Origin of the sequence: Gallibacterium salpingitidis, from assembly GCF_001678495.1 — a bacterium.
GTDB lineage: Bacteria > Pseudomonadota > Gammaproteobacteria > Enterobacterales > Pasteurellaceae > Gallibacterium > Gallibacterium salpingitidis.
On sequence record NZ_JTJL01000082.1, the window covers coordinates 1 to 8,919 of the forward strand.

Annotated in this window: 12 protein-coding genes; 7 read left to right on the top strand and 5 right to left on the bottom strand. The window is 37.9% G+C overall.

Annotated features, from left to right (window positions below):
• Nucleotides 1-89: 89 nt before the first annotated feature.
• The 5 genes from QS62_RS12110 to ampD form a co-directional block, all read right to left on the bottom strand.
• Nucleotides 90-260, bottom strand: a complete 171-nt coding sequence (locus QS62_RS12110) for an antitoxin VbhA family protein (protein WP_197496310.1) — start codon at nucleotides 258-260, stop codon at nucleotides 90-92.
• A gap of 133 nt (nucleotides 261-393) precedes the next feature.
• Complete coding sequence (gene dusA, locus QS62_RS11605; RefSeq protein WP_066110354.1) at nucleotides 394-1,374, bottom strand: tRNA dihydrouridine(20/20a) synthase DusA; 981 nt, start codon at nucleotides 1,372-1,374, stop codon at nucleotides 394-396.
• On the bottom strand, nucleotides 1,361-2,752 hold the full coding sequence (locus QS62_RS11610; RefSeq protein ID WP_066110370.1) for a chloride channel protein: 1,392 nt from the start codon (nucleotides 2,750-2,752) through the stop codon (nucleotides 1,361-1,363). The genes dusA and QS62_RS11610 overlap by 14 nt, the downstream gene beginning before the upstream one ends.
• 101 nt (nucleotides 2,753-2,853) lie before the next feature.
• On the bottom strand, nucleotides 2,854-3,189 hold the full coding sequence (locus QS62_RS11615) for a hypothetical protein (protein ID WP_066110356.1): 336 nt from the start codon (nucleotides 3,187-3,189) through the stop codon (nucleotides 2,854-2,856).
• A gap of 84 nt (nucleotides 3,190-3,273) precedes the next feature.
• Nucleotides 3,274-3,828, bottom strand: a complete 555-nt coding sequence (gene ampD / locus QS62_RS11620; RefSeq protein ID WP_066110358.1) for a 1,6-anhydro-N-acetylmuramyl-L-alanine amidase AmpD — start codon at nucleotides 3,826-3,828, stop codon at nucleotides 3,274-3,276.
• Between the two features lie 106 nt (nucleotides 3,829-3,934).
• On the opposite strand from ampD, the gene QS62_RS11625 reads away from it, so the two are divergent.
• From QS62_RS11625 to QS62_RS11650, 7 genes are read left to right on the top strand one after another with little or no spacing between them, the layout of a single operon-like run.
• On the top strand, nucleotides 3,935-4,405 hold the full coding sequence (locus QS62_RS11625; protein WP_066110359.1) for a prepilin-type N-terminal cleavage/methylation domain-containing protein: 471 nt from the start codon (nucleotides 3,935-3,937) through the stop codon (nucleotides 4,403-4,405).
• Nucleotides 4,405-5,814: a GspE/PulE family protein gene (locus tag QS62_RS11630; RefSeq protein WP_066110360.1), complete on the top strand. Its 1,410-nt coding sequence runs from the start codon at nucleotides 4,405-4,407 to the stop codon at nucleotides 5,812-5,814. Before QS62_RS11625 ends, QS62_RS11630 begins: the two co-directional genes overlap by 1 nt.
• The gene (locus QS62_RS11635) at nucleotides 5,807-7,012 is read left to right on the top strand and encodes a type II secretion system F family protein (RefSeq protein ID WP_066110362.1); all 1,206 of its coding nucleotides are present in this window, start codon (nucleotides 5,807-5,809) and stop codon (nucleotides 7,010-7,012) included. Before QS62_RS11630 ends, QS62_RS11635 begins: the two co-directional genes overlap by 8 nt.
• The gene (locus tag QS62_RS11940) at nucleotides 7,009-7,638 is read left to right on the top strand and encodes a prepilin peptidase (protein ID WP_082966202.1); all 630 of its coding nucleotides are present in this window, start codon (nucleotides 7,009-7,011) and stop codon (nucleotides 7,636-7,638) included. Before QS62_RS11635 ends, QS62_RS11940 begins: the two co-directional genes overlap by 4 nt.
• Nucleotides 7,639-7,648: 10 nt before the next feature.
• On the top strand, nucleotides 7,649-8,260 hold the full coding sequence (gene coaE / locus QS62_RS11640) for a dephospho-CoA kinase (protein WP_066110365.1): 612 nt from the start codon (nucleotides 7,649-7,651) through the stop codon (nucleotides 8,258-8,260).
• A gap of 9 nt (nucleotides 8,261-8,269) precedes the next feature.
• The gene (gene yacG, locus QS62_RS11645; RefSeq protein WP_066110367.1) at nucleotides 8,270-8,482 is read left to right on the top strand and encodes a DNA gyrase inhibitor YacG; all 213 of its coding nucleotides are present in this window, start codon (nucleotides 8,270-8,272) and stop codon (nucleotides 8,480-8,482) included.
• A complete protein-coding gene (locus QS62_RS11650) occupies nucleotides 8,479-8,757 on the top strand; it encodes a GNAT family N-acetyltransferase (RefSeq protein WP_066110368.1) in 279 nt (92 codons plus the stop codon). The genes yacG and QS62_RS11650 overlap by 4 nt, the downstream gene beginning before the upstream one ends.
• The last annotated feature ends 162 nt before the right edge of the window (nucleotides 8,758-8,919 follow it).

The window sequence follows — 8,919 nt, forward strand, 5'->3', positions numbered from 1 at the left end:
TTTACATTCGGGCAAGAGTAAGAGGGAACCCAAGGCTATTTTATAGAAGTTTTTGACAAAATTTAGGTTTGTCAGCAGTCTGAGAAATATTATATTTCATAGGCTTTAGTCTTCAGCTCATTTAGAGTAATTTCATCATTAATCCACTTTTGGAAATAGCTTAACATTTCATTATTCACATCTAAGCCTTCCAAACGATTATTATCAATAGCAAACTGCACTGCCTCACGTCGTTGTTCTTTTTCTTCCTCTGTGATCATTTTGAATCTCCTTTCGTTTACTAAGTGTCAATTAGATATAGTTATCTTTCATTTTTATTATACCACAAAACCACATAACCAATTGATATTAAAATAAATTTAAATCAGTTCATTATCAAATAAATAACTAATATTACCCTCTAACAAACTCCAGCGCTTGTTGTAATACTTCAATCCCAGCACCCGCTTTATGGGCATTTTCGCTAAGATGTCTACGCCATTGTCTAGCGCCTTTGATATTTTGAAATGCGCCTAACATATGGCGGGTAATTTGCCCTAATGGTGTGCCTTGTTGTAACTCTTGTTCCACATAAGGGAACATTTTTTCCACTGCTTCAACTGGGCTAATAATAGGCGCATTCGGATCGAACAAAGCTTGGTCAATGAAGCCTAATAATGCTGGATTTTGGTAAGCCTCACGTCCTACCATCACGCCATCAACAAACTGTAAATGCTGCTTAATTTCTTCAATCGTTTTAATACCGCCATTAATGCTGATCTTTAACTGTGGAAAATCACGTTTTAATTGATAAACGCGCGGATAATCCAGCGGCGGAATTTCGCGATTTTCTTTTGGACTTAATCCCGATAGCCACGCTTTTCGTGCGTGTACAATTAAATCTTGGCAACCTGTTGCCGCCACTTTTGTCACAAAATCACATAAAAATTCATAACTGTCTAAATCATCAATACCAATACGCGTTTTCACAGTAACTGGAATACTGACAACCTCTTGCATTGCCGCCACACATTCTGCCACTAAATCCGCTTTAGCCATTAAGCAAGCACCAAACATTCCATTTTGTACTCGATCCGACGGACAACCTACATTTAGATTAATTTCACTATAACCACGTTGTTCCGCTAACTTTGCGCAATGTGCCAACTGTTGTGGATCGCTACCGCCTAACTGTAAAGCAACCGGTAACTCCTCAGGGCTAAAGATTAAATGATCATACTTTGCATAAATAATCGCCGGTGCGGTTACCATTTCGGTATAAAGCAGTGTATGTCGGCTAAATTGGCGATGAAAAAAACGGCAATGGCGGGTTGTCCAATCTAGCATTGGTGCAACCGCAAAACGCCCTCGATAAAATTGTTTATTTATTGTCATGAAGTTTTTGTTGTTCTTGATTAATTTGTTCTTGAATTCGTTGACGGAAACGTCCCGCCGCAAAATGATAAAATGGTTTTGGACAAATCTGACGAGAAATAATGGATGCCATAATACTAGTTGCCAGCAACCAAACCAATTCAGGCTGACTTCCTGTCATTTCCATTACGACTACACTCGATGTTACTGGTGATTGTGTTGCTCCCGCTAAAAATGCCGCCATAGATAATAACACAAGAAAACGCTGATCAACGATACCTCCAGTGAGTTGCCAAATATTGCTGCCAATCGCTGCACCTGTTGTTAATGCTGGAGTAAAAATACCACCAGCAATACCAGTCCAGTAAGTAAAGACTGTTGCCAGCAACTTGCTAATCCCCAATGAAGTATCTAAGGCTTGATCATTTAATGCTTGGGTCACTACTGCATAACCAGTGCCATAAGTTTGGTGTCCGCTAAAAGTACCTAAGCCAGCTAATAAAATACCTAAAATAAAAGCAACGATAATCGGATGACGACGCACAAAACCACGCATAAAGGCAGGTAAATAAGAAGCCAAACCTTTCGCTAATAAACGTGCAAATAAACCACCCAATAAACCACAAACTACTGCGCAAATTATCAGCCATAACACTACATTTTCTACACTATCTGCACCACTATAACGCGGAAAATAAGGGTTATTACCTTGAATAAGCACCAGCATAAATCCTGCTGCCAATACACCTAGTAAGACTCGACGTTCCCAGCGTAATGGGGTTCCTCGTCCAATTTCCTCAATCGCAAAAATCACACCAGCCAATGGTGCATTAAATGCCGCCGCTAAACCGCCCGCTGCCCCTGTTGCAATTAATTCGTTATAACTTAGTCCCTTAAACGCTAAATTATATTTACGACAAAATTTTCCCCAGGAGAGCATTACCGCTGCACCAACTTGTACCGATGGCCCTTCACGCCCTACTGACGCACCACAACACATTGCGAGAAAAGTTAATGGAATCTTCCAAATGGTTTGTGCTAAACGCACTAATGCTTCTTTAGGTTTCCCATGCGGCAATGCAATAGAAGCGATGACTTGTGGAATACCGCTTCCCGCCACATATGGCGTAAAACGCTGGGTAAACCAAGCTAGAATGGCCATACCAAAAGGTAACAAAACCCAAGCTACCCAAGGATTTAAATTGACCAAAAAGATATTTATTTCTAAACCTAATTCTACTAATGTGGCGAAGCCCCATGAAACTAGCGCTACTAATAAAGCACCACATAGTAAACAAATAAATTCGATACTTTTACGAGAAAGGCGAGAAGTTTGATGTCCTTTATGTTTCAGATAGTGATGTAACTGATGTAGTTTCGCTTTGAGATTAAAAAACATAACTTGAAAAGATAAATTACCAAAATAGAGGTAATTATAAACAAGAACACCCAATAATCGAAAACCTTTTTCGTTAGGTTATTTGTTCTCAAAAACACGTTTTACATACAGCCGCCGCAACTACCGCAACGCCAATCATCTTTATTAACAGCTTGATAAAACAAACGAAAATATTCCTCTTCTAATGGAATATCTGCTGCAATAAAAACATCAGTCAACCAGCCGATATTTTCCAAAATCCAATCATTTTCATCTAAGCCTTCCAGATATAATTCATCTTCCGGATCGATAAAATTATAAATACCGCGTGTTCCCATATCATGTTCACGACGCTCTTCGGGTAAATTAATTGCTTTCCCTTGATAAGTAATATCCCAATGCCCTAAACAAAGGGTATTTCCTTTTGATGACCAATGTGCAACAAATGGATTTTCCATATTCCAACCTCCTTTCATCACATTGATATTAGTATAGTCCTCTCTCTTTTTCGCTTTAATCACTTAAATAGGGTAAATCCTGGTTTACCCTAATGCTTTTATTTTTTCTCGATAATAGTGCCAATCAAAATACTGCCCTGGGTCGATCTTGCGCCCTGGTGAAATATCGCAATGCCCAACAATACGATCTAAGGTAATTAATGGATAGTTTTTCATTATCGCAACAGTTAATTCCGCTAACGCTTGATATTGTTGTTCGGTAAAGTGCTGCTGATTGCTGCCTTCTAACTCAATACCAATCGCAAAATCGTTGCATTTCTCTCTACCTTGAAATTGTGAAAGCCCTGCATGCCAAGCTCGTTGCATAAAATTGACATATTGTTTCACTTCACCATTGCGGCGAATCAGACAGTGCGCTGACACTCGTTGTTGATAAATCTCAGCAAAATAAGGATGAATAGTTGGATCTAATTTTCCTTGAAAAAAATCATCAATATAGTTACCGACAAACTGCTCTGGCGGCAGACTAATGTAATGGATAACTAGTAATGAAATATCAGTCGGATTTGGACGTTGATCGAAATGTGGTGATGGCACTTGTGCCACATTTTGTAAAACACCATCAATAATTTGATACATAAAATTCTCTTTTTGCGATCTCAATTCCAATAGTTTAACAACTCTCTCGTTAATTAGGTGAGTTTTTGTCATTTTTTGCCTATCTGTTTTGATAGAGGGCTTTTTTATGAGCAATAAATCATCGTCGAGAATACATGCTTTTTATGCTGGTTTTACCTTAATTGAATTGATGATCGTCATTGCGATCGTGGCGGTGTTGGCAACCATTGCGATCCCGTCCTATCAAGGTTATACACAAAAAGCTGCGGTTTCTGAGTTAATTCAAGCTGCCGCACCTTATAAAGCAGAAGTTGAATTGTGCTTATATAACGCAACCAATAAAAATCAATGTTCCGCAGGGCAGCATGGGATTCAAAATAAACCTAGTGATATGAATAAATTTAAATATCTCAATGATATTTCCATTACTGCAGGGGTTATTACGGTTTCTGGAAAAGGTGTATTAAAGGATATTTCTTACAAGATGACACCAAGTGAAAACAAACAAGGTGAGTTGATCGATTGGGTGATTCAATGCTCTGGCGATAATGGTATTTTTCCAGCCGGCTTTTGCCAACCAACGACAGGAACACAATAATGACTTATCAAGTGACTACTATCGATCAGCAACACACTTTTACCATTTCAGAACAGCAATGGGAAAAGAATCAGGCACAATATGAATTACTATTACGCTATTTAGCTGTTCCTTTGTTAGAAGATGAGCAACAATTATGGCTAGCCGTAGAATCTTTAGATAATTTAGCCGCTTGTGAAGCCTTTGCCTTTTTAAATGGTAAACCTGTTGAACCTGTCATTATTGGTCAATATGCGTTAAAACAGTTATTACAAAGTATGCAAGAAGTAACTGATCTTTCTTATCTACACGAAGCCACTTTTCAATATTATTCCACGACTACTGAACAACCAACAGAAGAGATTACTGCGGCAGATCCTAACGAACCGTTAATTCAGCTTTTTAATCAATTATTAGAACAAGGGTTGCAATCCAAAGCATCAGATATTCATTTAGAGCCTTTACAAAAGAGTTTTCAAATTCGTTTTCGTATTGATGGCGTATTACAAAAGCAAGAAACCTTAATGCCGCAAATTGGACAACGATTAAATGCTCGTTTGAAATTATTAGCTCGTTTAGATATTAATGAATTACGCTTGCCACAAGATGGTCGCTTCCGTTATCAAACCACTTTCGGTGAAACATTAGATATTCGCTTATCATCTTTGCCAACTCAATATGGTGAGAAAATTGTATTACGTTTGCAACACAATATCCCAGTATTCACTGATTTCACTGAATTAGGAATGACGGCACAGCAAGCAGCACAATTCAATCACGCTTTAACACAACCACAAGGACTCATTTTGGTCACAGGTCCAACTGGTAGCGGCAAAAGTTTAACCTTGTACAGTGGCTTACATCACTTAAATCAAGAGAGTCGGCATATTGTTACTGCTGAAGATCCCATTGAATTACAACTTGATGGCATTATTCAAACGCAAGTCAATCATACCATTGGGTTAAACTTCGCTACTTTATTGCGTAGTTTCTTACGCCAAGATCCTGACATCATTATGGTTGGTGAAATTCGTGATCAGGAAACAGCTGAAATTGCTTTGCGTGCAGCGCAAACAGGGCACCTTGTTTTATCCACACTCCATACCAACACCGCATTAGGTGCGATTTCTCGTTTACAACAATTAGGCATCTCACAACATGAATTGGAAAACAGCTTACTATTAGTGATTGCACAACGCTTAGTGCGCAAACGCTGTCAGCGATGTCTTACTCCATCATCAGATTGTGCTTGTATTGATGGCTACCAAGGACGTACAGGGATTTTTCAATTATTACATTACCAACAACAGCAATTTACCACTGATTACCCAACACTCTTTGCTGCCGCACAAACAAAACTCCAACAACAGATCACGACAATAGCAGAATTAGAGCGAGTATTAGGTAAAGAGGAACTGCAAGATGGCTAAATATCGTTGGCGAGGCAAAGATCGTTTTCAAAATCGAGTCACTGGAAATATTATTGCTGATAATACTCAACAAGCTAGACAACGCCTTTATCAACAAGGTATTAATGTTCTTTCTCTTTCCAGAAATTGGCAATTATTGCCACGCTTTACTTTAGCTCAGCAGGCAGAATTTTTCTTACAATTTTCGTTGCTATTAAAAGCTGAAATTCCCTTAAAACAAGCATTACAGATGTTGCAAGCACATTGCCACAACGAAAAATTGTATCAATTACTCGCACATTGTCTGCATCAATTAAATATTGGCTTACCACTCTCCACAGCATTACAAACCGAGCAACCATTTTTATCTAATTATGAATGGCAACTACTCTATAGTGGCGAACGTAGTGGGCAACTTAGTGCTGTCATTCAACAATTAGCAGAAAATAAAAAACGGCAAGCAGCCTTACAACAACAGATTAAGAAAATTATCTTTTATCCAGTGATGATGCTTTCTATTTCACTATTATTAACGATCTTTTTGCTGCTGTTTATCGTACCAACTTTTGCCGATCTTTATAGCCAACAACAACAGTCATTACCTTGGCTCACGCAATTTCTACTAACGATTTCACAATTTTTACAGCATTATTTAGTGTATTTTTGTATTGTCGTGCCATTGCTCTGTTTTGGGGTGTATCAGTGTTATCTTCGTTTAGCCATAGTGAAAAATACATTATTAAGGCTGTTATGCCTAATACCGAGTATCAACAAGATTTTGCTAACAATCCAATCAATCCAATTTTTCTCCATCTTATCAACAATGTTACAATCGGGTATTACCTTGCAACAAAGTCTGAATAGCTTCTTACCTCAATCAACAAACTTTGCTGCTAGCCATAATTACTCATTATTAGCTAAAGAGGCACGACAGTGCTTGCAAGCATTACAGCAAGGTTTACCTTTTTCAAACGGATTAAGTTATCGCTTTATCTCACAACAAGCTCGGCAGATGATTATTATTGGCGAACAAAGCGGAAAATTAACGCATATCTTATGCCACCTTACTGAACACAGCCAACAGCAGCTTTCAGCGCAAATTGAATTGGCAGCCAAACTGCTTGAACCTTTATTGATGCTCATTATTGGCAGCATTATCGGCGTCATTATTATGGGTATGTATCTACCGATCTTTAATTTGGGGAATGTGATTTTATGATCCTAGTCGGGCTATCACTGCTGAGCGTCATTTTTATTGCCTATCTTTATTACTTACCGACTTGGCTGCAAAACCATCACAGTTTCTCATCTGTATCTTGCTTTTTTAGACAAGATTGTTATTTTCATCTTCTCTGGTACGTAGGATTAAGTGGTTGTTGTTATCTAATCCCCACATTATGGTGGCACAGTTTTTTATACTATTTTTTGTTTGGTTTTAGTTATCTGGTCGCCTACATTGATTACCGCTATCAATTAATTTCTGTTATTCATTGCTATACACTGATATTACTGGCGCTACTATTTTCAATGCTGCAAGTTAGTGCATTACCTATTGAGCAAGCCATTCTTAGCTTCACTATCGCTTTTCTTGGTAGTACTTTATGTTATTTTCTCTGTTATTTTATTTTGGGTAAGGACAGTTTTGGTTTAGGCGACACTTTACTGTTTTCAGCATTATCCTTACTAATAGCGCCAGATTTTTTAGCTTATTTCTTGCTTATCTCTTGTATAATAGCGCTTATGTTTTACGTTATGCGCAATAAGAAAAGCAAAACTCTACCATTTGCACCTAGTTTAATTATTGCTGCCTTAACAATATTTAGTTCTCAACAATTTCTTTCTTAAATACAACATTATGTCTTATATCGTAGGATTAACCGGTGGCATTGGCTGCGGTAAGAGTACCATTGCCAATCTGTTTGCTGAATTGGGTGTGCCAATTGTGGATGCCGATATTGTCGCTCGGCAAGTAGTGGAAAAAGGTTCGCCTTTATTGGCAAAAATTGTGCAACATTTTGGGGCAGAGATTTTATTGCCAACAGGTGAATTAGATCGTGCCGCCTTACGGGAAAAAGTGTTTCAACAACCGCAGGAAAAAACTTGGCTCAATGAATTGTTACATCCTGCAATTCGTGAAGAAATGTTGCAGCAATTGCATAAAATTGATGCTCCTTATGTATTATGGGTGGTACCTTTATTATTTGAAAATCATTTGGAAACTTATTGCAATCGCATTCTTGTTATTGATGTTAGTGAAGAAACACAACTGCAACGAGCCAGCCAACGAGATCATAATTCAATCGAGCTAATTAAAAACATTATGCAGGCACAGGTTTCTCGCCAACAGCGTCTTGCTAAAGCCGATGATATTATTAGCAATGAGCTACCATTTATGGAAAATAAAATGCAGTTAAAGCAACAAGTAACTGCACTACATCAACACTATTTACAGCTAAGTCAGCAATAAGGAAATATTATGTCGCATACAGATGATGATATCGTTTCTGTACCTTGTCCAATTTGTAAGAAAAACGTCATTTGGTCAGAGGAAAGTCCTTACCGTCCATTTTGTAGTAAACGTTGCCAATTGATTGATCTTGGTGAATGGGCAGCGGAGGAAAAGAAAATTCCGACTGAAGAGAGTCCTTTCAGTACGGAAATTGATGAGTTTATGGAGAAATTACAATGAACGAATTAACTATTCAACATAGCGATAACGGTCAAATCGGTACTTTTTTCATTAAAGATCAGGATAAACGGTTAGCCGAACTAACTTATGAATATATCAATCCGCAAACAATTGATGCGAATCATACTTTTGTTGATCCTAGCCTACGTAACCAAGGTATTGGCGATAAATTGTTAAAAGCTTTATTGCAATTCACTGAGCAGAAACAGTTAAAAATTATCGCAAGTTGTAGTTATGTTGCGGCGAAATTACGTAAATATCAGCTTGCTAACTAAATCAATAACTAAACTTTTTAATTCTATTTTTTCTTAAATAAATTTAGTTTTCGCCCTAAAGGGCGACCTACTTTTATTTGCAAGTGAACTTTGTTCACTTGCTCACCCTACGGGTCGTTGCAAGCAACGTTCAAAAAGCTAACGCTTTTTGTCTTTGCTTGT

What these genes read in the sequence shown, in the direction of transcription:
- QS62_RS12110 (WP_197496310.1), bottom strand. Translation starts at nt 260, where the DNA reads ATGATCACAGAGGAAGAAAAAGAACAACGACGTGAGGCAGTGCAGTTT.
- dusA (WP_066110354.1), bottom strand. Translation starts at nt 1,374, where the DNA reads ATGACAATAAATAAACAATTTTATCGAGGGCGTTTTGCGGTTGCACCA.
- QS62_RS11610 (WP_066110370.1), bottom strand. Translation starts at nt 2,752, where the DNA reads ATGTTTTTTAATCTCAAAGCGAAACTACATCAGTTACATCACTATCTG.
- QS62_RS11615 (WP_066110356.1), bottom strand. Translation starts at nt 3,189, where the DNA reads ATGGAAAATCCATTTGTTGCACATTGGTCATCAAAAGGAAATACCCTT.
- ampD (WP_066110358.1), bottom strand. Translation starts at nt 3,828, where the DNA reads ATGTATCAAATTATTGATGGTGTTTTACAAAATGTGGCACAAGTGCCA.
- QS62_RS11625 (WP_066110359.1), top strand. Translation starts at nt 3,935, where the DNA reads ATGAGCAATAAATCATCGTCGAGAATACATGCTTTTTATGCTGGTTTT.
- QS62_RS11630 (WP_066110360.1), top strand. Translation starts at nt 4,405, where the DNA reads ATGACTTATCAAGTGACTACTATCGATCAGCAACACACTTTTACCATT.
- QS62_RS11635 (WP_066110362.1), top strand. Translation starts at nt 5,807, where the DNA reads ATGGCTAAATATCGTTGGCGAGGCAAAGATCGTTTTCAAAATCGAGTC.
- QS62_RS11940 (WP_082966202.1), top strand. Translation starts at nt 7,009, where the DNA reads ATGATCCTAGTCGGGCTATCACTGCTGAGCGTCATTTTTATTGCCTAT.
- coaE (WP_066110365.1), top strand. Translation starts at nt 7,649, where the DNA reads ATGTCTTATATCGTAGGATTAACCGGTGGCATTGGCTGCGGTAAGAGT.
- yacG (WP_066110367.1), top strand. Translation starts at nt 8,270, where the DNA reads ATGTCGCATACAGATGATGATATCGTTTCTGTACCTTGTCCAATTTGT.
- QS62_RS11650 (WP_066110368.1), top strand. Translation starts at nt 8,479, where the DNA reads ATGAACGAATTAACTATTCAACATAGCGATAACGGTCAAATCGGTACT.